The sequence below is a fragment of the Streptomyces sp. NPDC014889 genome (genome assembly GCF_043081205.1).
Classification (GTDB): Bacteria; Actinomycetota; Actinomycetes; order Streptomycetales; family Streptomycetaceae; genus Streptomyces.
In genome coordinates this window covers 77,939-100,046 of record NZ_JBIBWH010000007.1, presented here as the reverse complement: position 1 = coordinate 100,046, position 22,108 = coordinate 77,939, and the positions used below count along the sequence as shown (strand labels likewise).

Here is a 22,108-nt window from a genome sequence, read left to right as displayed (position 1 = left end):
CCCGGTCGAACCGCCCGGTCGAACCACCCGGTCGAACCGGCTGTCCGGAAGACCTATCGGTGGCCGGTGTACTCCACGACCTGCTGGAAGGTCGGACGGTTCTGCCAGCCGATCTTCCCGTGCTTGATGCCGCCCAGGGCGCGCTGGACGATCGCGTCGGCACACCACTGGTCGCCCGCGGAGCACTCGTCGTCGCCGGGGTAGACCTGGGCCGCCTTCGCTCCCGCCGCCTGCTTCAGGGTGCCGATCAGGGTGTCGCGGCAGGCGCTCAGGCTGCCGCCGCCGCAGAACGTCCGGCCCAGCGGGCCTTGCACCGACTCGCCGAGCACCGCCCGGATGTCCTTGTCGACATAGCTCCACCAGCCGTACTGGAAGGCGCTTCCGGCGTGCGAGCCGGTCGGGCCGTGCCCGGCCGACGGGGACTCGTCGACCGGCAGATTGGCGGTGAAGGCGCCGTAGAGGTCGCTGCCGAGCCCCGGTTCGAACTCGGCCCTCACCAGCAGCGGCCACCAGGCGTCCAGGATCCGGATGGCCTCGGCGTCGGCGTACGTCTTGGAGCCGGCCGAGGTCGCGGTGCGCCTGGCGCCCGCGGACAGCCATGCCTGGAGCTTGCCCACCGCCGCCGCGGCCGTGGAGTCGGTCACCGGCGAACTGTTGATCACCTTCAGCAGGTTCGGCAGCACGTCCTCGGCCCTGAGGTCGGCCAGGGCCGCGTCCGCCATCGCCTTCACCAGCGAGGCGCGGGTCACCCCGCCGGCCGCGACCAGCTTGCTCACCCGGTCCTCCAGCAGGTCGCCGCGGTGCACCGAGCCGTTGCCCCAGGAGGCCGCGGAGTAGTCCAGGGCCTGCCTGTTGTTCCAGGAGACGTAGTAGTCCTGGTCGACGGAGGCGGGGTGGGCGGAGGGCGGGGTGTGGTCAGCGGTGTTGGCCGCCGGGTCCCAGCCGCGCCACTCGTACGCCGGCTGCGCCCACACCGGGAACTCGGCGTCGACGCCGTTCGCCCGCACCGGGTTGTCGCCGCTGTTGTAGTACGCGGTGTGCCGGGAGTCGGCGTAGAACCAGTTGAACGTGTAGTTGATGTGCTGCGCGGCCTGCCGGAAGTCCTCCGGGCCCTTCACGAAGTCGGGGTCGTTGAGCATCTGGAAGCCGATGATCGAGTCGGCCTCGTGCAGGTAGGAGGAGCGCAGGGTGGTGTAGGCGACCTTCTTGCCGCCGACGGTGGCGCGGTACTCGACCGGGCCGTACTTCGTGCGCCACACGCGCATGGTGTAGGAACCGGCCGCCGTTCCGTCGGCGACGGTGGGCTTCCAGGAGTTGGTCTGCTCGACCTTGTCCATGGCCGTGCAGGTGCCGCGGTACAGGTAGTGGTGGTCGTCCTGGCACAGTTCGACGGCGTACGTGTCGATGATGTCCTGGCCGGAGGTCGTGGCGCTCCACGAGTAGTCCTGGCCGCGGCCGAGTTCGACGTACATGCTCAGTCCGGCGAAGGAGGCGCCGCGGGCGCTGATGCCCGGGCCCTGGATCTCCTGGAGCATCAGCAACTGGGGTGCGAAGTAGCCGGTCTGCGGGCCGAAGACGGCGACCGGGTGGCCGCTCGCGGTGTGCTCGCCGCCGACCACGAGGGCGTTGGACATGCCGCGCCGGGCGGAGGACAGGGCGCTCTTCGCGGCCGATGAGGTGGCGCCCGTCGCGGTCCTGGCCGTCGCGCTGCCGGTGCGGTCGTACACCAGCGGTTCCTGGGCCACCGAGCCGGCGTCGGGCAGCGCCCGGCCCTTCGGGTCGTCCGGCTTCGTCGCGTACGGGTAGCTCCTGCCGTCGTGGACGGTCAGAACGGCCTCGGGGTCGTTGCGCTCCCGGAAGGACTCCCAGATCCTGGTGCCCTCCCCGACGCCGAACTTGGCCTGGGCGGCCAGCAGGGACAGCGCGTTGTTCACCTCGCCGCCGCCGCCCGAGCCGAACAGGGCGCCGACCACGGAGCCCAGCGCGACCAGGTCGGTGACCTTGAAGTGGGCGATGGTGCCGGCGTTGGTGATCGAGTCCTTGTGGCCGGTCAGGACGTACTCGCCGGGGAAGTAGCGGCCGGAGTCGGAGACGTCGATGTAGGCGTTGATGCCGTCCAGGTAGGCGTTCACGTCGGCGAGCACCTGCTGCCCACGGGCGCCGTTCCCGGCCACGGCTCGGTCGATCTGCGCCTGGAGGTCGGCCTCGGTGTACGGGGCGTTGCGCCAGAACCCCTGCTCCAGGCCCTGGTTGGCGGCCGCGCCGCCGGCGAAGGAGGTGAGCTGCCCGCGGCCGACGTGCCGGAAGACGTCCATGAGCCACAGCCGGTCCTGGGCGGCGGCGTACCCGGCGCCGAACTCGGTGCCGTAGCGGGTGGTGCCCGTGATGTGGGGTACACCGGTCTTCTTGTCGCGGACGATCGTCACGTCGGCGCGGCCCGCGGGTTTCTCGGTGGACGCGATCTGTCCGGAGGGGACACCGAACGAGGCGTCGTTGAAGAAGGAGTTGATCTTCGCGTCGGTGAGCGACGGGTAGCCCGTGGCCAGGTTCGCGTACGGGCCGAGCTGGTCCTCGGCGTGGTCGGGCTGGATGCCGAAGGCCTGGTTGAGGAGGACCTGGGCGAGGGTGGCGTTGCCGTTCTCGCCGGGCGGCAGGATGTCGGAGCACCGGCCGCCGCAGTAGTCGTTCGGGGCCGCGGCGGTCGTCGTGGCGGTGCCGGCGGGCGTCGCGGCGGCCGCCGCTTGAGAAAGGGGTGACAAAAGACCGGCAATGAGAACGCATACCGAGGCGGTCTTCAGGAACCCGGGGAATCTGCGGGGAGTTCTCAGTCTGTCGAGCGCGTTGTGTGGGGTGCGCCGTGGCATGGCAACTCCTCCCGAGGGGGTGGTGGCCGGACGTTACCGCCGGTATCCCCTCAGGGGAAGATGAACGTGCGTCACTTTTTGGCGCCACCCCGTGAAGGTCAACCAGGGCGGCGTTATGGCGGGCATCGGAAAACGGATGGAGCCGGATCGGACGTCGGCACGTCTATCCGGCGGAGCCGTCGTGACGGCTCCGTACGACGACGCCGCAGTGACCGAAGTGCGGATGCAGGTGTGACGGAGGTGCAGGGCGATGGCCGGTTTCCGGAGTCTGGCGAGACAGGTGAGGGACCCGCGGTGCGATCTGGCGCTGCGGCGTTACTCGCTCCGCAAGTGCCTCGAGCGGTTCGCTCCCTATGGGCACAGGGCGACCTGGGACCATCTCTGCTCGCGGGCCGGGTTCGGTCCCGAGGACAGGTCCCCCGATCCAGTGCGGCTCGTGGCCGCACTGGACGAACTGGAAGAAGCGCGTTCGGTGTGGCTCGACTACGAGGCCGGGTTCGCCAGGCGCCGTAAGCAGGAGAAGCACGACGGGCTGCGCAGGCCGGGCAGCGTGGACGACTGGCACCGGATGACCTGGGGCGGTTTCGGGGTCGCCTGGTGCGACGACCCGCGGGTGCACCCGCGCGAACCGCTGGCCGAGGTGCTGCGCCGGCTGATCGCCGCACTGGAGCGCGAACCGGGCGCGTCGTGCCCGGTGTGCGGCGGGGAGCGCCTCGCCTGGTCGTACGACCTGGACCACGATCCGTCGTCCGGGCCGGTCTGCACGGAGTGCGGGATCCTGGTCCCGCTGCCCGTCCTCACCCCCGAGGCCCTGGCGTACGCCAGGCGGGGGCGGCTGCTGATGTCCGCCTGACCACGACGGCAGGCCCTCGGGGCGAGGTGCACCGGTCCCGCCGGCCGGCCGACGGGGCCGCCTCGAAGCCCGCCCGGCGGCCGGGGGACCGCCGGCCGGCAAGGGCACACCGGCGCGCCGCAAAGGACGGCGGACCGGCGCACCTCACGGGGGCGGACCGGCGCGCCGCGTGAGGCGGCGGATCGACGCGCTGTGTGGGACGGCGGACCTAGGCGCCGCACGGGCCAGCGGACCGACGCGCCACGCGGGCAGCCGACCGACCCGCCATGTGGGACCGCGAACCACCGCGCGCGCAGGACCGCGGACCAGTACACCGCACCCGACGACGGACCGGCGCACCTCACGGAGGCCGGCGCGCCGCGTGAGGCGACGGATCGACGCGCTGTGTGAGACGGCGCACACGGGCCAGCGGACGGACGCGCCACACGGGCCAACGGACCGACGCTCCGTGGGGGACCGCGAACCGGCGCGCCGCGCAGGACGCGCGGACCAACCCGCCGCGCGGAGGGACGGACCGGCCCGCCGCCGGGCGACAGACCGACACACCGCACGGGACGACCGGCCCGACCACCGCACGGGACGCCCAACCGACGCGCCACGCGGGCCGGCGGGCCGACGCGCCACACGGGACCGCGGACCAGAGCATCGCGCGGAGCGACGGACCGGTCCGCCGCCGGGACGACAGGACCACGCACCGCACCGCACGGGACGCCGGACCGGCCCGTCGCGTGGCGGTCTCGGTGGGGTGGTCGGCCGGGCTGCGCGAGGGACTACGCGTGGCCGGGGCCGCTGCCCCGTTCCGCCATCAGGCGGGAGCCTGTCAGGCGTTCGCCGAAGACGTCGTCCGGGTTGGACAGCACACAGGAGTCCAGGGACAGGCAGCCGCAGCCGATGCAGTCGGTGAGGTGGTCGCGCAGCCGGTTGAGCTGCCGGATGCGCTCGTCGAGCTCGGAGCGCCAGGCCTCGGAGAGGCGGGCCCAGTCCTCCCGTGTGGGGGTGCGCTCCTCGGGGAGCCGGGCGAGCGCCTCACGGATCGTGGCGAGCGGGATGCCCACGCGCTGCGCCGCCCTGACGAAGGCGACCCGGCGCAGCGTGTCGCGGGAGTAACGACGCTGGTTGCCCGATGTGCGGCGGCTGCTGATCAGACCCTTGGACTCGTAGAAGTGCAGGGCGGACACGGCGGCGCCGCTGCGCGCCGCCAACTGGCCGACGGTCAGCTCGTGGATCTTCTCGGGGATCTGGGGCACCTCTCAGAGCCTACCCACCGCGCCACCCGCCCGGTCCGTTGACAGGGGCCTCGCGCGCGACCATGCTAAGCAGTTGCTTAGACTTCATCCGCGAGGCGGGAGGCCGACACATGGCAGAGCCCAGGATCTTCACGTCCCCCGACGAACTCAGGGCCGCGGTGGGCGAGCGGCTGGGGTACACCGACTGGCTGGAGATCGACCAGAAGCGGATCGACCTCTTCGCCGACGCCACCGGCGACCACCAGTGGATCCACGTGGACCCGGACAGGGCCGCCGCGGGACCCTTCGGCACCACCATCGCCCACGGCTATCTGACCCTGTCGCTGCTCCCCGTCTTCGGGCCGCAGCTGATCGAGGTGCGGGGCGTGCGGATGGGCGTCAACTACGGCACCAACAAGGTCCGTTTCCCCGCCCCCGTCCCGGTCGGCTCACGGCTGCGGGCCACCGCCGTGGTCACCGGCGCGGACGAGGTGCCGGGCGGGGTGCAGGTGACCGTCGCCTTCACCGTGGAGCGCGAGGGCGGCGACAAGCCGGTGTGCGTGGCGGAGTCGGTGGTGCGGTACTACCTCTAGACCGACCCCCGCGGGAGGTGCCGGCCCGCCCCGACCATCCGCAGCACGAGGTCGGCGTACAGCGCGCCGACCTCGTCGGGGGTGCGGGGGCCGTCGACGTTGAACCAGCGGGCGACGTCGATGCACAGGGACAGCACGGCCAGCGTGGTGCCCCGCACGTCCAGCACGTCGAACTCGCCCGACGCGACACCGTCCTCGATGATCCCGCGCACCTCGGCGTCGACCTGGCGGCGCAGGGCGAGGATCTCCGCACGGGCGTCCGGGCCGAGCGAGTCCAGCTCGTACTGCACGACCCGGGCGGTGGTGCGCCCGCCCGCGTGCCAGCGCACGAAGGAGCTCACGGCGTCGGCGAGCCGCTCGGTCGCGCCGCCCTCGCGGCGGGCGGCGGTGCGCAGGATCTCCAGCGCCTTCTCGTGGCCGATCCGGCTGATGCGGTGGAGCAGTTCTTCCTTCGTCCGGTAGTGGATGTAGAGGGCGGCGGGGCTCATTCCGGCCCGGCCCGCGATGTCCCGGGTGGTCGTCGCGTGGTAGCCCCGTTCGGCGAAGGCCTCCACGGCGGCCACGAGCAGCCGCCGGGCCGCGTCCGGGGTGACCTCGCCCCACGGCTGCGGGTCGCCGCCGGTCGTCTCCTCCGCCGTAGTCATCGCTCGCTCGCCCTCTTTCGCGTCAGGGGGTCCACCATACCGCCGGGGCTGAGCGCTCGCTTAGCCTGCTGGGTCGGCGGGCTGGGCGGCCCGTGGCGTCACAGCTTCTCGAACGGATCGTGTTCGGAGAGCAGCTTTTCCAGCCGTGCCTGGTCGACCCGGCTGACGATCCGCCCGGCCTCCTGGCGGTCCCTGATCACCTTGGCCAGGGTGAAGGCGGAGGTGACAAGGTACAGGACGGCGATGGCGAGGAAGGCGCGTACCCAGGCGTCGGCGTGCAGCCTGAAGATGCCGATGGCGGTGGCCGCCATGGCGATGCCGAAGGAGGCGACCGACTGGCCGTAGAAGGCCGCGGTGTTCTGCTGCTTGACCGGTGCGTCACTCATGGCGACCAGCGTCGGCCCACGGGGGCGCGGCCACATCCGCCGGGATACTCAGCTCACGTACTCAGAACCGCGGGTACCGGCGCCGGGCCCGGCCCACGCGAGCGCGCCTGCCCACGCGAGCGCGCCTGCCCGTTCGGTCCCGCCGCCCGTTCGGTCCCGCCGCTCTACGATGTGCGCCATGGCCCGGCCCCGCACCCCGCTCCTGAGCGCCGACCGCATCGTCGCGGCGGCGCGGGAGCTCGTGGACGCGGAGGGCCTGGCGGCCGTCTCCACCCGCCGGCTGGCCGCCGAACTCGGCGTGAGCGGGCCCTCGCTCTACAACCACTTCAGGACGAAGGACGAGATCCTGGAGGCGGTCGCGGACTCGGTGAGCGCCCAGGTCGATCTGTCGATGTTCGAGGACGGCCGGGACTGGCGCACCGCGCTGCGCGACTGGGCGCTGTCCTACCGGGCCGCCCTGCGCGACCATCCGAACATCGTCCCGGTCCTCGCCCGTGGCCCCGGCCGCCGCCCCGCCGCGCTGCGGCTGGCCGACGCGGTCTACGGCGCGATGGTCGACGCCGGCTGGCCGCCCGCGCAGGCGACCTCGATCGGCGCGCTGATGCGGTACTTCGTCATGGGCTCCGCGCTCGGCTCCTTCGCCGGGGGCTTCGTGGACGACGCCGGCGCCTACGACCCGTCCGACTATCCGCGCCTCGGGCAGGCCCATCTGCTGGCCGAGCAACAGGAGAAGATCGACGAACGGGCCTTCGAGACCGGGCTCACGGCCCTGCTGGACGGGCTGGCACGGCAGTACGAGCAGGTGGGGCGGAGCGGGTGAGCACACTTCGGCGGCCGCCGAAGCATCCGTGTTCCATGCTGGCCTCATGAGTACCGGAGAACGGACACGGTCCGGGCGCGCGGACCCCGTGGCATCGCCGCTGGCCGCGCTCGCCGGGCTGATCGCCGACGAGACACGGGCCGCGTGCCTGCTGGCGCTGCTGGACGGGCGGGCATGGACGGCGGGCGAGCTGGCCCGGCGCGCGGGCGTCGCCGCGTCCACGCTCAGCGAGCACCTGGGCAAGCTCGTCGCGGGCGGGCTGCTCACCGAGGAGCGGCAGGGGCGGCACCGGTACGTGCGCCTGGCCGACGCGCGGGTCGCCCAGCTCGTGGAGGACCTGGCCGCCCAGGCCGCCCCGCGGGCCACGCGCCGGCCGCGCACGCTGCGGGAGTCCAGCGCCGGGTCGGCGATGGCCCGCGGGCGCACCTGCTACGACCATCTCGCCGGGCGGCTCGGCATCGCGCTCACCGACGCGCTCACCGCGCGTGGACTGCTGGGCCAGGACCTCGGCTTCGCGCTCACGGACGCCGGGCTGACCTGGTTCGGCACGGTGGGCATCGGTCTGGACCGCACGGGGCGGCGCCCGCTGGCCCGGGCCTGCCTCGACTGGACGGAACGGCGCCCCCATCTCGCGGGGGCCGCCGGCGCGGCCCTGTGCCGGCACGCGTTCGACGCGGGCTGGTGCGTGCGCATCGGCTCCGAGCGCGCCGTCGGGGTCACCCCGGCCGGCGAACGCGCCCTGTCCGACCTGCTGGGGATCGAGACGGCCGCGCTGCGCTGAGCGCGCAGCCGGCCGGTCCTGGCCGTCCGAAATCCGCGAGCCCCGCCCACCCCTGCCCGCCTAGCCTCAGGAAGCATGATGAACGTCTCCCCGTCCCGTCCGGCCGCCGCGGCCGCCACCGTCACCGTGGTGCTGTGGGCCTCCGCCTTCGTCTCGATCCGAGTCGCGGGTGCCGCGTACTCGCCCGGCGCGCTGGCCCTCGGGCGGCTGCTGGCCGGGGCCCTGACGCTGGGCGCGATCTGTCTGGTGCGGCGGGAGGGGTGGCCGCCGCGCGCGGCCTGGCGCGGGATCGCGATATCCGGGCTGCTCTGGTTCGGCTTCTACATGGTGGCCCTGAACTGGGGCGAGCAGCGGGTCGACGCCGGTACCGCGGCCCTGGTGGTCAATGTCGGCCCGCTGCTGATCGCGCTGCTCGGGGCGCGGCTGCTGGGTGATCCGATGCCGCCGCGGCTGCTGGCGGGCATGGCGGTGTCGTTCGCGGGCGCGGTGACCGTGGGCCTGTCGATGTCGGGCGGGGGCGGCTCCTCGGTGCTCGGCGTGGTGCTGTGCCTGCTGGCGGCGGTCGCGTACGCCTCCGGCGTCGTCGCCCAGAAGCCGGCGCTGGGCCGGGCGAGCGCGTTGCAGGTGACGACGTTCGGCTGCCTGGTCGGCGCGGTCGCCTGTCTCCCCTTCACCGGCCGGCTGCTGCACGAGGCCGCCCGCGCCCCGCTGCCGGCCACACTCAACATGGTCTACCTCGGCGTGTTCCCGACCGCGCTCGCCTTCACGACCTGGGCCTACGCGCTGTCCCGCACGACCGCGAGCCGGATGGGCGCGACGACGTACGCCGTACCGGCCCTGGTCGTGCTGATGTCGTGGCTGGCGCTGGGTGAGGTGCCGGGACCGGTGACCCTGGTGGGCGGGGCCCTGTGCCTGGCCGGAGTGGCGGTCTCCCGCTCCCGGCCGCCCCGCCGGGCCTCCCGTACGGCGCACGAGGAGCCCCGTCCGGAACGCGTGCCCTGACCCGGGCACGCGCGGCGGGTCTCAGAACACCACCAGCGCCCGGCCGCCCTTGCCGGCCAGCATGTTCTCGAAGGCGGCCGGGATGTCGTCCAGGGAGATCCGGTCGGTGACCAGGGTGGTCAGGTCCAGCCGGCCGGTGCGGACGTGTCCGGCGAGCACGGGCAGGTCCCTGGCCGGGTCCGCGTTGCCGTAGACGCAGCCGGTCAGGGTGCGGCCCCAGTGGAAGAGTTCCAGGGCGTTGAAGGTGACCTGCTCGTCCTTTCCGCCGATGCCGACGACCGTCGTACGGCCGCCGCGGCGGGTGGACTCCCAGGCGGCGCGGATGGTGACCGCGCGGCCCACGCACTCCACGGCTGCGTCGACCCCCTGTTTCCCGGTGAGGGCGCGGATCTCGCGGGGGATGTCCGCCGTGGCGGGAAGGAAGTCCGTGGCGCCCGCCCGGCGGGCGAGTTCCTCCTTCTCCGGGGAGACGTCCACGGCGACGATCCGCTCGGCGCCCGCGATCCGGGCGGCCTGGAGGGTGGCGAGGCCGACTCCGCCGACGCCGAACACCGCGACCGTCTCGCCGGGGCGCACCTTCGCCGCGTGATGGACGGCGCCGTAGCCGGTGAGCACGGCGCAGCCGAGGAGCGCGGCGTCGGTGACCGGGACGCCGTCCGGGAGGGGCAGCACGCAGGAGGCGGCGACCACCGTCTCCTCGGCGAAGGCGGCCACGTTCAGGCCAGGGTGCAGCTCGGTGCCGTCGGCGGTGCGGGCGTGGACGTCGGCGGCGCCGTTCATCGCGTTGGCGCACAGCCAGACCTCGCCGAGCGAGCAGGCGTGGCATGTCCCGCAGGACGGGGCCCAGTTGAGCACCACCGTGTCGCCCGGCGCGACCTGGGTGACGCCCTCACCGACCGCGACGACGGTCCCCGCGCCCTCGTGCCCGAGGACGGCGGGCACCGGAACCCGCAGGGTGCCGTTGGTCAGGGACAGATCGGAGTGGCAGACACCGGCGGCAGCGAGCCGCACCCGGACCCGGCCGGGCCCGGGCTCCGGCAGCTCGATCCCGATGACCTCCAGCAAAGACCCGACGGCGGGCAGAACGGCGGCACGTACGGCCATGGCGCGTGACTCCCTTAGAACTGGAGGGACTTGGTCTGGAGATATTCGGTGAGGCCGTGGGTGCCGAGTTCGCGGCCGACGCCGGACTGCTTGTAGCCGCCGAAGGGGGCGAGGGGGTTGAAGCGGCCGCCGTTGATGTCGACCTGGCCGGTGTCCATGCGGCGGGCGAAGGCCACCGCCTCCGACTCGTCGCCCGCCCAGACGGCGCCGGCGAGGCCGTAGACCGTGCCGTTGGCGATGCGCAGGGCGTCCTCCTCGTCGTCGTAGCGGAGGACGGTGAGGACCGGGCCGAAGATCTCCTCCTGGGCGACGGTCATGCCGGGGGTGACGTCGGCGAGGACCGTGGGGCTGACGAAGTAGCCGCGTTCACGCGGGGGTTCGGTGCCGCCCGCGACGAGGCGGGCGCCCTCGGCGACGCCCTTGTCGATGTAACCGCGCACGCGCGCCCGCTGCTCGGCGTTCACCACGGGGCCGATGCGCTCGCCGTACTTGGCGGCGGCGGTCGCGGCCAGTCCGACCGCCTCCTCGTACTGGTCGCGGTGGACCAGCATGCGGGTCCAGGCGCTGCACGTCTGGCCGGAGTTGGACATGACGTTGGCGACGCCGACGTTCACCGCCCTGGCGACGTCGGCGCTGGGCAGGATGACGTTGGCGGACTTGCCGCCCAGTTCCAGGGCGACCCTCTTGACCGCGCCGCCCGCGATCGCGCCGATCCGCCGGCCGACGGCGGTGGAGCCGGTGAAGGAGACCAGGTGCACGTCCGGGTGTTCGGCGAGCGCCTGCCCGGCGACCGGGCCGACCCCGGTGACCAGGTTGAACACGCCCGCCGGGAACCCGGCCTCGTGGACCGCCCGGGCGAACAGCCGGGCGGTGAGCGGGGTGTCCTCGGCGGGCTTGAGGACGACGGTGCAGCCGGCGGCCAGCGCGGGGGCGGCCTTGGCGACGATCTGGTGCAGCGGGTAGTTCCAGGGGGTGATCGCGCCGACCACGCCGGCCGGCTCGTGGTACACGGTGGAGTTGCCGGTCTTCTCCTCGAAGGCGTACGTCGCCGCGAGCTCGGCGTAGGAGCCGGCGACCGCGATCGGCACGCCCGCGTGGACCGTCCGCGAGAAGGCGAGCGGCGAGCCGAGTTCGGCGGTGACGGTCTCGGCGATCTCCTCCTCGCGGGCCGCCAGCACGTCCCGCAGGGCGGCCAGCCGGGCGGCCCGCTCGGCGGGCGCGGTCGCGGACCAGCCGGGTAGGGCGGCGCGGGCCGCGCGTACGGCCGCGTCGACGTCCTCGGCGGTGCCCGCGGGCACGGTGCCGATCACCTGCTCGTCGGCCGGGTTCACCACCTCGATGACGTCGCGGCCCGCGGCGGGACGCCAGGCGCCGTCGATGTACATGCCGTCGTGTGCCTTCATCGTGCTCCTCCGGGGCGGGGGCCGTCGTCGGTCTCGTCCGCGTGAACACCGTCGCGGATGCTGACAGTCCACAAACTAGCGCCGGTAGCTTCGCCTCGCGGCACGCCCCTCACGCGGCCGGCCCCGCCGGGGGTGCTTCACTCCTCCAGGTCGGGCAGGCGGTCCGGGGCCGGGCAGATGCGCTCGCCGCGCTGGTCGAAGACGAACAGCCCGGCCAGGTCGACCAGGAGCGGCACCTGCATGCCGTGCCGCAGCTCGACGTCCGGTGTGGTCCGCACGACCAGGTCGCCGGGCAGGCGCGGTTCGGGCGCCGCGACCGGATCCGGCGTGGGTCCCGCGGGGTGGTCGAGCACCACCACGGGGCCCGCGCGCAGGGCGCCCCGCCCCCGCAGCCGGTTCAGGACCGTCCCCTCGCGCCGGCGCCGCCGGGTCGGGCGCCGGGTGGGGCGCGGCGCCTCCAGGTCCGGTACGACAGCCGGGCGGGAGCCGGTGTTGAAGTGGACGAGGACCTCGTGGCCCTGGAACTCCATGTGCTCCACCAGCCCGGTGATCGCCACCTCCCCGGGCCTGGCGGCGAGCGTGGAGCCTCCCGGCCGCCGGGACGAGGCCGAGAACTTGGGGGCGATCCGGACGGCCTCCGAGCGCAGCCCCACGATCACCTCGCGGCCCTGCTGCACACGCAGCAACTGGTGGTCCAGGGACAGGGGTTCGGGCAGGCGCAGGAACTGCTTGCCCAGGCTGATGGTCATGGCGCCGTCGAGCGGGGCGCGGATCAGGCCGCGCAGCAGGTTGATGCGCGGGGTGCCGATGAAGGCGGCGACGAAGACGTTGCGGGGCAGCGCGTACACCGCGCGCGGGGTGTCCACCTGCTGCAGGACGCCGCCGCGCAGGACGGCGACCCGGTCGCCCAGGGACATCGCCTCGGACTGGTCGTGGGTGACGTAGACCGTGGTGACGCCCAGCTCCCTGGTCAGCTTGGATATCTCGGCGCGCAGGTGGTTGCGGAGCTTGGCGTCGAGGTTGGACAGCGGCTCGTCCATCAGGAAGGCGGAGGGATGCCGGGAGATCGCGCGGCCCATGGCGACGCGCTGGCGTTCGCCGCCGGAGAGCTGGCTGGGGAAGCGGTCGAGGAGGTCCTCGATGCCCAGCATCCGGGCGGTGGCGTCGACACGGCCGCGGGGGTCGGTGCCGGGCGACTCGATGCGCAGCGGGAAGCCGATGTTGTCGCGGCCGGTCATGTTCGGGTAGAGCGCGAAGTTCTGGAAGACCATCGCCATGTCCCGGCCGGAGGGCGGCAGTTCGTTGCCGTACTCGCCGTCGAGCAGGAGCTGGCCCTCGGTGATCTCCTCCAGTCCGGCGATCATCCTGAGCACGGTGGACTTCCCGCAGCCGGACGGCCCGAGCAGCACCAGGAACTCGCCGGGCGCGATGTCGAGCGAGAGGCGGTCCACCACGCGGACGCCCTTGGCGTAGGACTTGCTCACGTCGTGCAGAGAGATGGCGCGTGTCATGAGGCATTCCCCCGGGACTCACCAGAGCACTGAGGCTCCGCGGGTCGAACGCCTCGTGCGGGTCGTACGGGGCGTATGAGTCACGGAAGTTAACGGACGGTGCGCGCCCGGGGGAAGAGACCGGGCAGGATCGGACGCCGCCGTCCGCCGGACGAGAAAGCGGACGATCATGTTCAAGGGCGGGCAGCCTGTCGTGGGCCACCCGCCCGCCGCGCCGCGCGGGGTCAGGTCGTCGAGGTCAGGTGGGCGAAGACGACGACGTTGCTGGAGTAGCCGGCTCTGTGGGTGTAGAGGCCGCCGCAGGTGATCACGCGGAGTTCGGAGCGGCGGGCCGTGCCGTACACCTCCTTGTCCGGGAAGCGGGCCTTGTCGAAGACCTTGACCTTGTCGACGGTGTAGACGGCGGTGCGGCCGTCCTGGCGCCGGACCTCGATGCGGTGGCCCGGACCGAGTTCGCCGAGCGCGGCGAAGACGGCGGCGCCGGTCCTGGTGTCGCGGTGCCCGACCGCGACCGCCGTGCCGGGCTCCCCGGGTGTGGGGCCGCCGTCGTACCAGCCGACGAGCTTGGGCTTGTCGACCGGTGGCGTCTGGAGCTCCCGGTCGCCGTCGAGGCCGATCCGGATGATCGGCGCGTCGACGCCGAGGGAGGGAATGCGCAGGGTGGTCGCGGGTGACCGGGGCAGCGGCGCGGGCGGGCGCGAGGAGGAGGCGCCGGGCCGCGGCGAGGCGGACTTCCCGCGGGCGGGGCCGTCGCCGTTCGAGCCGTCCGCGCCGGAACCGCCGCGCTCCGGGCCGCCGCCGTCCGCCCTGCCGCGGTCCGCCCCGCCGCCGTTCGCCGCGTCGCCGTCCGCGCCGGAAGGACCCGGGCGGGCCGGGGCCAGGGCGCCGGGCCCGGCGGCTCGCTCCGGCGCGGTGGCGTCGTGCTGTCCGCCGCACCGGTTCCCGGCCGTGACCAGGACGACCGCGAGCACGGTCGTCCTGGCCAGGCGGTAGGCGCGGGTCCGGTACCAGGGCCTGCGTCTGCGCCTACGCGGCGCCATGCGGGCGCCGGCGGACGAGCCGCGTGTACACGACTCCGCTGACCACGACCAGCCCGACGGCCGCGGCCCCGGTCACCGGCGAGTAGGCCGCGACCGAGGAGGCGAGGCCGCCGCCGCCCGCGTGGACTCCGCCCCGCGGGCCGCCGCGGTCGTCGCGGCCCGCGCCCGGCACCTCGTGGCCGCGGCCCGGGTCCTCGATCCGGCCGCCCGGACCGAGTGCGCCCTGCCTGCCGCCGTCCGCATGGCAGTTGACGCGGAAGATCTTCTCCTTGGGGGTGCCGGCGATGGTCCAGACGATCTTGTACTGACCGTCGGCGAGCCCCAGCGGGTCGGTGTGGCCGGCGCCGGCAGCCAGCGGGATGGTGCCGGTGACGGTGGCGCTGTTGGGCAGCGGCGGCTGCGGCTGGATGGTGTAGGCGATGCTGGGCAGGACGTCGAAGTTGACGGCGTCCAGGTAGAACCGGCAGACCACGGGGTCGTCCTTCGAGACGCCGAAGGGCACGCCCACCCGATGGATCTTGATGTCGCCGGCCTCCCCCTGGGCCATGGCGGACGGCGCCGCCAGCCACGTGGCACCGGCCGCGGTCAGGGCCGTCAGACCGACGGCGACGGCGCGGGAGCCGAAGGTGCGTGGGATTGTCAGGGTGGGCATGCGTGTTCCTCCGAGTCAGACGATTTTCATACAAATCGCTCTTTCATCTGACTGTCTTTCACATGCGCTCGCGTCACGCGGCGACCCGCACCCGACGCGCCGTCAGGGATCCCCCGGCCGGCCCAACCGTTTCCCGCGGGGGCCTCACGGCAGCCGGGGAACGGGGCTCAGTCCAGCACCCGCGCCAGGTAGGCGCGCAGCATCCGGCGCATCTCCTCGATGATCCGCTCGTCGCCCTGCGCGTCGACACGGAAGGCGAGTTGGACCAGGGTGTCGGCGGTCTCGACGGCGATCAGGAAGGCGCGGCGCAGGTCGTCGTCCGGCGGGCGGCCCAGGTAGCCGGAGAGGAGGTCGGTGAGCCGGTCGGCGACGCGGTGGTTGGGTTCGGCGTGGCGGACGCCGACCGGGATCTGGTTGCCGAAGTCGACGAGGGAGAACCCGGGGGCGGTCCGCTTCATGGCCAGGTACTCGTCGAGAACGGTGTCCATGGCGGCACGCCATCCGCCGTTCCCCGTCTTCCTCGCCTTCCTCAGCCGCTCGGTGACGCGCTCGGTGTACCGGTCGAGGTTGCGCCGGGCGAGCGCGTCGGCCATCGCCCGCTTGTTGCCGAAGAACCGGTAGACCGAGCCGATGGGCACACCGGCGCGCGCCGCGACGGCCCGCGTGGTCAGCGCGTCGTAGCCGACCTCGTCGAGGAGGTCGGCGCAGGCGTCCAGGATCCTGGTCAGCCGTTCGGCACTGCGCCGCTGCACGGGCGCGCGGCGGAGGGGGGTGGGGTGGGACACGGCTTCATCATGCCTTCCCCCGGCGAGCGGGTGAAGCGCGCCTCCCGGCATCCCGGGCCGTCCCTGGCCGCACCCCCTAGGGCGCCGCACCCCCTAGGACTTCGAGGGCAGGGTCAGGGACGACCCGTGCTGGTCCTGCGGCGCGGCCGTGATGTCGGCCGTGCTCTGGACCGGCTTGCCGGCCACCGCCCAGACGGTGCCGTCGTCGGCGTGGAGGCGGACGGTGACGTGATGGGTGCCGTGCGGGACGAGCCCGCCGGAGAGGCGGTACTCCGTGGTCCGCAGGCTGACGACGAGCCTGCCGTCCACGAGCAGTCGGGCGTGTCCGCGCCCGGCCGTCGCCCGGGCCGCCGTGCCGGCCGGGGAGAAGCGGAAGCGGCGCACGGCCAGCCGTACGTCCCAGTCGCCGCCGGCCTCCGGCCGCACCTCGACACGGACCTCGGGAGCGCTCTTCCGGTCCACCTCGCGGTAACGCCGGCCCTCCTCGTCCGTGTGGTCGAGAAGCTTGCCCACGGGCACGGCCGGCTTCTCGTCCCCCTGCCCGTGCTCGACCTTCTGTCCACAGCCCGCCGGCCCGGCGAAGAGCAGGGCCGAGGCCGCGAGCGCAGCGAGTGACCCCCGCGTCCACGACGACATGACGGGGAGCGTAGAGCAGCGGCCGGGCCCGCCGGATCCACCGGAAGTCGGGTTCCGGCCTCCGCCCGGAGTAGGGGGTCTTGCGTCCCGGAAAACGCAATCCTACGGTGTTCCATAGGAATCAGGTTGCAAGGGAGCGATCATGAGCGGGGACGCACGCAAGGCCGCCGAGAAACTGACCTATCTCTCCGGGTTCGGCAACGAGCACAGTTCCGAGGCGGTTCCGGGCGCCCTGCCCGACGGCCGCAACTCCCCGCAGCGCGCCCCGCTCGGGCTGTACGCGGAGCAGCTCAGCGGTACGGCGTTCACCGAGCCCAGGGCGCACAACCGCCGCTCGTGGCTGTACCGGATCCGCCCGTCGGCCGCGCATCCGGCGTTCACCCGGACCGGTAACGGCACCATCCGCACGGCGCCGTTCACCGAGACGGTGCCCGACCCGAACCGGCTGCGCTGGAACCCGCTGCCCGAGCCCGCCCGCGGCACGGACTTCCTCGCCGGCCTGTGGACCCTGGGCGGCAACGGCGACGCCACGCAGCGCACCGGCGTGGCCGTGCACCTGTACCACGCCGACTCCTCGATGGAGCGCGTCTTCAGCGACGCGGACGGCGAGCTGCTGATCGTGCCGGAGCGCGGCGGGCTGCTGCTGCGCACCGAGTTCGGGCTGCTGCACGCCGAGCCGGGGGAGGTGGCGCTCATCCCGCGCGGGGTGCGCTTCCGGGTGGAGCTGCTCGACGCCACCGCCCGCGGCTACGTCTGCGAGAACTACGGCGCCCCGTTCCGCCTCCCCGACCTCGGCCCCATCGGCGCCAACGGGCTCGCGAACGCACGGGACTTCCGCGCGCCGGTCGCCGCCCACGAGGACACCGAGGGCCCGGTGGAGGTGGTGAACAAGTTCTGCGGCAACCTGTGGACCGCCACCTACGACCACTCCCCGCTCGACGTGGTGGCCTGGCACGGCAATCTCGTGCCGTACGTCTACGACCTGCGCCGCTTCAATGTGATCGGCACGATCTCGTACGACCACCCGGACCCGTCGATCTTCACGGTGCTGACCTCGCCCTCCGACACCCCGGGCCTGGCCGGCGTGGACTTCGTCGTCTTCGCGCCGCGCTGGCTGGTCGGCGAGGACACCTTCCGGCCGCCGTACTTCCACCGGAACGTGATGAGCGAGTACATGGGCCTGATCGAGGGCGCCTACGACGCCAAGGCGGAGGGTTTCGTGCCGGGCGGCGGCTCGCTGCACAACATGATGTCGGCGCACGGTCCGGACCGGGAGACCTTCGACAGGGCGAGCGCGGCGGAGCTGAAGCCGCAGAAGGTGGACGACGGGCTGGCGTTCATGTTCGAGACGCGCTGGCCGCTGACGCTCACGCCGCACGCGGCCGGGGCCGGGCACCTTCAGCGGCGGTACGACGACGTGTGGCAGGGGCTGGAGCGGAACTTCCGCCCCTTGCCCTGATCGATTACCTACCGGTACGGATGACCCGTGACCTCCTTCGCTCCGGATTCGATCGTCCTCAACCGCAAGTTGCCGCTGTGGTACCAGGTGTCGCAGTCGCTGCGCGCCTCGATCCTCGGCCGTTCGCCCCAGGATCCGCTGCGCCTGCCCACCGAGGAACAGCTGGCGGGGCACTACGGGGTGAGCGTGCTGACCATGCGGCAGGCGCTGAAGGAGCTGGAGGACGAGGGGCTGATCAGCCGGCACCGGCGGCGCGGCACGTTCATCGAGCCCGGTGCCCGGCGGGGCGCCCCGGTGCGGCTGCTGGGCTCGGTGGACGCCATCGTGGCCCAGCAGTCCGGTATGACCACGGAGCTGCTGGCCCACGGCACGGAGGCGGTGCCCGCCGAACTCGCCGAGTTCTTCCCCGATCTGGACGACGTGGCGGCCTATCACCGGCTGCGCGGCGACGAGAAGACCGGTGAGCCGACCAACCACGCCCGCAACTACGTCCGTCCGGAGCTGGCCCGCCGGATGGCGCCGGAGGATCTGGTGCGATGGCCGATGACCAAGGTGCTGCGGGACGTGGTGGGCGCGGACATCAGCCGGATCACGGACACCGTCGAGGCCCGGCTGGCCGATCCGGAGACGGCCCGGCTGCTGCGCGTCCCGCTGCTCAGCCCGATCCTGCACTACACGGGGATCACCTACGACACTGCGGGGCGGCCGCTGGACGTGGCGGTGATCCACTACCGGGGGGACCGTTTCTCCTTCACGGTCAGCCTCGACGCCACCTGACCCGGCCGCCCGGGTCAGGTCGTACGATGCCCGGCGTGACGCACGACGACGCTCCGCCGCTGGCCGACCTCATGCCGTGGTCCGTCGCACCGCCGCGGCTGGGCCGGGGCTGGCCGGTGGCCCCCGACGCGGGCTCTCTCAAGGCCCGTTGGGAGGCCCTGCTGAAGGCCGAGGGCCCCGACCGGGAGGCCCTGTTCGAGCCGACGCGGTCGCGCACGCCGTACACGGCCGTCGGGCAGCTGCCGGGACGTACCGGCGGCACCGAGAGGCTGATCCGCGCCTCCGGTCCCTGTCCGGAGCCGGTCCGTGTGCTCGTGGCGCCGTTCGACGAGCAGTGGCTGATCCCCGACCACCGCCTGATCGACGCGGCCCGCCCCGAGTTGTGGCGGGTGGCGGACGCCCGGCAGGTCTTCGTGGCGGAGACGGCCGCCGCGCCCGGCGCCGGACCGCCCCTGCTGGCGACGTCCCTGCTGCCCGTCCTGCGCACCGGCCGGATCCGGCCCCTGTACCGCCGCCCGGCGGCGGCGGAGCCGAACCTGGCGCCCGGCCTGCTGGACCACCTCGCCGCCCGCCTCGGGCACCGCCCCGCCCCGGAGGACGTCCTCGCCTGGACACTCGCGGCGGCGCGCCCCGGTCCGGACGGCCCGGTGGTCCCGCTCACCGGGGACGCCGAGGCGTGGTCGGCCGGGGTGGAGCTGGGCCGCCGAACGCTGTGGCTGATGCGCCGCGACGGCGAGCGCCCCAAGCTGCCCGGCGGGCGCCGCCCCTACGTCCGCGCCCCACTGCCCGCACGCCCGCCGGCCCCGCGCTACGACCGCGACGAGGAGACCCTGTACCTCGACGAGGGCCGCATCTCCCCCGTTCCGCCGCAGGCCTGGGACTTCGAGGCCGGCTCGGAGCGGGTCCTGGAGCAGTGGTTCGCCGCGCGGACCGCTCGGGGCGAGCCGGGCACCCTCGCGGCCGTGCGACCGGCGACCTGGCCGCAGGCCTGGACGTCCGAGCTGCTCGAGCTGATCACGGTCCTCGCCCTGCTGGCGGAACTGCGGCCGGGCCGCGAGTCGTTGGAGGTGACCGCCCCGATCACCGCGACCGACCTGCGCGCCGCGGGAATCCTGCCGGTACCGGCCACGGCCCGCCGGCCGGCCTCGGTCCTCGATCACCGCGAGGAGGGTCCGGAGGGTCAGTTCGCCCTGCTCTGAGGGGCTGCCTCAGCCACGCGGAGCGAATCCGTCCAGAACCGGAACCGTGCCGGCGGGCCGGGCGGGATCGCTCGCCTGGTGCGGGCTCCTGATGGCCCTGTGCGTCCCCCTGGCCGTCCGGCGCCACACCCGCGGAGCGGGCTGACAGGAGGCATCGGAATGCGGGCAAGCGGGCCCGCGCCCCGGCCGATTGGAGGGCACGGGCATCGCCTGCGCGCGGCTGAGAGACGTGCACGAGCTCGCGGGACATCCTCAACTGGCGGCCCGGGAGCGGTGGTGGGAGGTGGGGACGCAGGCCGGGCCGCTCAGGGCGCTGCTGCCACCGATCACGCTGCCGGGCGGGACCGGGCCGAGCACGGGGGACGTGTGCCCGCGCTCGGACGGCACACCAGGGCGCTGCCGCGTGCCGTGGGAATGACGGACGGCGAGATCGTGGCGGCTGCGCCGGGACGGTGTGGTGGTCTGAGCGCGGGTCAGGCGAGCGGGCCGGGGTGTGGCCGGCCGGGACTCAGCGGGCGCCGAACAGCGAACGGCGCAGCCGGCGCAGCGGTGCGAACAGCGACACGCGGTGGACCCGGGCGCGCCTGCCCGTGCGGTCGTGGGGACCACGCGCGGTCAGCTCGCGCATCAGCGACGTCGCCTCGACCGTCTCCCGCTGCGGCACGGCGGGGCCGGCCAGCACCGACAGATGGCGGTCGAGACGCGAGCTGGTCGCGCTGCTCCCGCAGGTGATCGCAGGGACCCTGGCCCTGCTGCGCACTGTTATCTGCTCCATGTCACTCCCCACCCGTACGAGTCCACCCGGCCCGGGCAGAGTAACCCTATCGCCCCGCCCGGGCACTCGTGTATCGCGGTGCCAGGATTCACCTTCCCTGGAGGGGTGTTGACGATTACTCTCCGAATCCGACAGATTTCAAGGCGAGTTGCACCATTGGTTGCGTAGTGGGCTGAGGCGACCCCCCGTCGGGTTCGACGGTCACGGCGAGTGATGTAGCCGACCGGGTGAGACCCGCGACGACCAGGGGCGCGTCATCCGCGAACAGGCCGAGGGAGCGCGGTGGTGCGCCGGGGCGCATGAGCCACAGCTGGCGTACCCGGCCACTGGGCGGATCCGCGTACCCGCCCAGGGTCACCACGGCCCGCCCCCGGGAGGCGGAAGCGATCACTCCGATACTGCGGCCCCGCGCGTCCCGGCTGGTGGCGGCCCGTGTGTCCGGGGCGGCGAGAACGTGGTCGATCTCACGCGCCCGCTCCCGCTGGACCGCCAGCTCGTCCTGGGTCCGGTTCGCCTCGACGGCGAAGAGCGCGGCGACGACGAGAGCCGCGGCGGCGGTCACGGTGGCGAACGGGACGAACAGGGGGCGCGGCCGGGGCGCACGGGTGCGCGCGGGCGGTGGCCGGTTGCCCCAGACGTGCGGGGGCAGTTGGGGTGTGTGCTGCTCCCGCGCCGGCGCGGGATCCTGAGGAATGTCCCGTATCGCGGTCAGCACCCGCTCGCGCAGCGCGGCGGGCGCCGGTACGGCGGTGGACCGGGCCAGCCGCACCGCGTCCTCGGCCAGGGCCCGCACCTGGGCGGCGCAGGCGGGGCAGTTCCTCAGGTGCTTCTCGAAGCGGACCCGTTCGGCGGGTTCCAGGGCGTCGAGGGCATAGGGCGCGGCGAGGGAGTGCGGGTCCTCGCGGCGCAGCAGGCGGTCGAGCAGGCTCATGCGGCACATCCCAGGCACTCGCGCAGCCGGATGAGCCCGTCGCGCATCCGCGTCTTGACCGTGCCCAGCGGCAGGGACAGCCGCTCGGCCACTTCACGGTACGTATAGCCGTCGTAGTAGGCCAGGGTGACGGACTGGCGTTGCAGGGCGGTGAGGCGGTCCAGGCAGCGCCGTACCCACTCGCGTTCCAGGCCGGCCTCGACCTCCTCGGCGACATGGTCGAAGGCGGGCGAGGCGGCGCGCGCGGCCTCGCGCCGCTCCCGCTCGCCCGCGGCGCGGGCGCTGCGCACCCGGTCGACGGCGCGGCGGTGGGCGAGGGTGAGCACCCAGGACAGGGCGCTGCCCCGCCCGGGGTCGAACCTCGGGGCGGAGCGCCACAGTTCGAGCAGCACCTCCTGGGCGACCTCCTCGGACTGGGCCGGGTCGCGCACCACGCGCCGCACCAGCCCGTAGATGGGCCCGGACACCAGCCCGTACAGCTCCTCGAACGCCTTGTGGTCGCCCCCCGCCACGAGCACCAGTAGCTCGTCCGCCTCCACTCGCCGTCCCCCCTCCGCCGGCCGCCGTGGGCCGCGTCCTCGCGCACGCGGGGCGCGCCGCGTGCGCGCCCCTTCGATGAGGTACGGATCGGCGGGCCGAAAACGCGGGTCGGGCGGGGAGAAAAGAA

Annotated in this window: 23 protein-coding genes and 1 pseudogene; 10 read left to right on the top strand and 14 right to left on the bottom strand. The window is 73.7% G+C overall.

The genetic code is table 11. The annotated features are described in order from the left end of the window. Positions 1–53: 53 nt before the first annotated feature. On the bottom strand, positions 54–2,864 hold the full coding sequence (locus ACF09J_RS15445; protein WP_392305928.1) for a penicillin acylase family protein: 2,811 nt from the start codon (positions 2,862–2,864) through the stop codon (positions 54–56). A 91-nt stretch (positions 2,865–2,955) separates the two neighbouring features. Here ACF09J_RS15445 and ACF09J_RS15440 point away from each other — a divergent pair, with 91 nt between their 5' ends. Together ACF09J_RS15440 and ACF09J_RS15435 are read left to right on the top strand one after the other, a co-directional pair. Next, on the top strand, positions 2,956–3,099 hold the full coding sequence (locus ACF09J_RS15440) for a hypothetical protein (protein ID WP_392305927.1): 144 nt from the start codon (positions 2,956–2,958) through the stop codon (positions 3,097–3,099). Positions 3,100–3,114: 15 nt separating this feature from the next. Then, a complete protein-coding gene (locus ACF09J_RS15435; RefSeq protein WP_392305926.1) occupies positions 3,115–3,717 on the top strand; it encodes a hypothetical protein in 603 nt (200 codons plus the stop codon). A 770-nt stretch (positions 3,718–4,487) separates the two neighbouring features. Here ACF09J_RS15435 and soxR read toward each other — a convergent pair. After that, complete coding sequence (soxR, locus tag ACF09J_RS15430; protein ID WP_392305925.1) at positions 4,488–4,964, bottom strand: redox-sensitive transcriptional activator SoxR; 477 nt, start codon at positions 4,962–4,964, stop codon at positions 4,488–4,490. A 110-nt stretch (positions 4,965–5,074) separates the two neighbouring features. Here soxR and ACF09J_RS15425 point away from each other — a divergent pair, with 110 nt between their 5' ends. After that, positions 5,075–5,536: a MaoC family dehydratase gene (locus tag ACF09J_RS15425; protein WP_392305924.1), complete on the top strand. Its 462-nt coding sequence runs from the start codon at positions 5,075–5,077 to the stop codon at positions 5,534–5,536. On the opposite strand, the gene ACF09J_RS15420 is transcribed toward ACF09J_RS15425, so the two are convergent. Together ACF09J_RS15420 and ACF09J_RS15415 are read right to left on the bottom strand one after the other, a co-directional pair. Continuing rightward, a complete protein-coding gene (locus ACF09J_RS15420; RefSeq protein ID WP_392305923.1) occupies positions 5,533–6,180 on the bottom strand; it encodes a TetR/AcrR family transcriptional regulator in 648 nt (215 codons plus the stop codon). The genes ACF09J_RS15425 and ACF09J_RS15420 overlap by 4 nt on opposite strands. Positions 6,181–6,278: 98 nt before the next feature. Further along, positions 6,279–6,566, bottom strand: coding sequence for a YiaA/YiaB family inner membrane protein (locus ACF09J_RS15415; protein ID WP_392305922.1), 288 nt, complete (start codon positions 6,564–6,566; stop codon positions 6,279–6,281). Positions 6,567–6,744: 178 nt separating this feature from the next. Here ACF09J_RS15415 and ACF09J_RS15410 point away from each other — a divergent pair, with 178 nt between their 5' ends. The 3 genes from ACF09J_RS15410 (at position 6,745) to ACF09J_RS15400 (ending at position 9,169) form a co-directional block, all read left to right on the top strand. Continuing rightward, on the top strand, positions 6,745–7,386 hold the full coding sequence (locus tag ACF09J_RS15410; protein ID WP_392305921.1) for a TetR/AcrR family transcriptional regulator: 642 nt from the start codon (positions 6,745–6,747) through the stop codon (positions 7,384–7,386). Between the two features lie 46 nt (positions 7,387–7,432). Then, complete coding sequence (locus ACF09J_RS15405) at positions 7,433–8,167, top strand: ArsR/SmtB family transcription factor (RefSeq protein WP_392305920.1); 735 nt, start codon at positions 7,433–7,435, stop codon at positions 8,165–8,167. 78 nt (positions 8,168–8,245) lie between these two features. Further along, positions 8,246–9,169 (top strand): DMT family transporter, encoded by a 924-nt coding sequence (locus ACF09J_RS15400; RefSeq protein ID WP_392306196.1) that lies wholly within the window; start codon positions 8,246–8,248, stop codon positions 9,167–9,169. A gap of 21 nt (positions 9,170–9,190) precedes the next feature. Here ACF09J_RS15400 and ACF09J_RS15395 read toward each other — a convergent pair whose 3' ends face one another. From ACF09J_RS15395 to ACF09J_RS15365, 7 genes are all read right to left on the bottom strand, one after another. Then, positions 9,191–10,273 (bottom strand): Zn-dependent alcohol dehydrogenase, encoded by a 1,083-nt coding sequence (locus ACF09J_RS15395; RefSeq protein WP_392305919.1) that lies wholly within the window; start codon positions 10,271–10,273, stop codon positions 9,191–9,193. Positions 10,274–10,287: 14 nt separating this feature from the next. After that, positions 10,288–11,676, bottom strand: a complete 1,389-nt coding sequence (locus tag ACF09J_RS15390; protein ID WP_392305918.1) for an aldehyde dehydrogenase family protein — start codon at positions 11,674–11,676, stop codon at positions 10,288–10,290. A gap of 137 nt (positions 11,677–11,813) precedes the next feature. Next, positions 11,814–13,187: an ABC transporter ATP-binding protein gene (locus ACF09J_RS15385; RefSeq protein WP_392305917.1), complete on the bottom strand. Its 1,374-nt coding sequence runs from the start codon at positions 13,185–13,187 to the stop codon at positions 11,814–11,816. A gap of 224 nt (positions 13,188–13,411) precedes the next feature. Further along, entirely contained in the window at positions 13,412–14,227 is an 816-nt protein-coding gene (locus tag ACF09J_RS15380) for a class F sortase (protein ID WP_392305916.1), read from the bottom strand. Next, the gene (locus tag ACF09J_RS15375) at positions 14,214–14,879 is read right to left on the bottom strand and encodes a hypothetical protein (protein WP_392305915.1); all 666 of its coding nucleotides are present in this window, start codon (positions 14,877–14,879) and stop codon (positions 14,214–14,216) included. The genes ACF09J_RS15380 and ACF09J_RS15375 overlap by 14 nt, the downstream gene beginning before the upstream one ends. A 167-nt stretch (positions 14,880–15,046) precedes the next feature. Further along, positions 15,047–15,715 (bottom strand): TetR family transcriptional regulator, encoded by a 669-nt coding sequence (locus ACF09J_RS15370; protein ID WP_392305914.1) that lies wholly within the window; start codon positions 15,713–15,715, stop codon positions 15,047–15,049. Positions 15,716–15,757: 42 nt separating this feature from the next. After that, positions 15,758–16,300 carry a hypothetical protein gene (locus ACF09J_RS15365; protein WP_392305913.1) on the bottom strand — a complete coding sequence of 181 codons (543 nt, stop codon included), beginning with the start codon at positions 16,298–16,300 and terminating at the stop codon, positions 15,758–15,760. A 142-nt stretch (positions 16,301–16,442) separates the two neighbouring features. Between ACF09J_RS15365 and hmgA the strand changes: the two genes are divergently transcribed. The 4 genes and pseudogenes from hmgA to ACF09J_RS15345 all read left to right on the top strand — a co-directional run. After that, complete coding sequence (gene hmgA, locus ACF09J_RS15360) at positions 16,443–17,759, top strand: homogentisate 1,2-dioxygenase (protein WP_392305912.1); 1,317 nt, start codon at positions 16,443–16,445, stop codon at positions 17,757–17,759. Between the two features lie 27 nt (positions 17,760–17,786). Continuing rightward, positions 17,787–18,536: a GntR family transcriptional regulator gene (locus ACF09J_RS15355; RefSeq protein ID WP_392305911.1), complete on the top strand. Its 750-nt coding sequence runs from the start codon at positions 17,787–17,789 to the stop codon at positions 18,534–18,536. A gap of 26 nt (positions 18,537–18,562) precedes the next feature. Continuing rightward, entirely contained in the window at positions 18,563–19,735 is a 1,173-nt protein-coding gene (locus ACF09J_RS15350) for a type ISP restriction/modification enzyme (protein ID WP_392305910.1), read from the top strand. 187 nt (positions 19,736–19,922) lie between these two features. Further along, positions 19,923–20,201: pseudogene (locus ACF09J_RS15345) on the top strand (CoA transferase); the annotation flags it as partial. A 42-nt stretch (positions 20,202–20,243) separates the two neighbouring features. Here the strand turns inward: ACF09J_RS15345 and ACF09J_RS15340 are convergent. The 3 genes from ACF09J_RS15340 to ACF09J_RS15330 form a co-directional block, all read right to left on the bottom strand. Then, on the bottom strand, positions 20,244–20,510 hold the full coding sequence (locus ACF09J_RS15340; protein WP_390828021.1) for a hypothetical protein: 267 nt from the start codon (positions 20,508–20,510) through the stop codon (positions 20,244–20,246). Between the two features lie 115 nt (positions 20,511–20,625). Next, the gene (locus tag ACF09J_RS15335) at positions 20,626–21,441 is read right to left on the bottom strand and encodes an anti-sigma factor domain-containing protein (protein WP_392305909.1); all 816 of its coding nucleotides are present in this window, start codon (positions 21,439–21,441) and stop codon (positions 20,626–20,628) included. Next, complete coding sequence (locus ACF09J_RS15330) at positions 21,438–21,980, bottom strand: sigma-70 family RNA polymerase sigma factor (protein WP_392305908.1); 543 nt, start codon at positions 21,978–21,980, stop codon at positions 21,438–21,440. The genes ACF09J_RS15335 and ACF09J_RS15330 overlap by 4 nt, the downstream gene beginning before the upstream one ends. Positions 21,981–22,108: the final 128 nt, after the last annotated feature.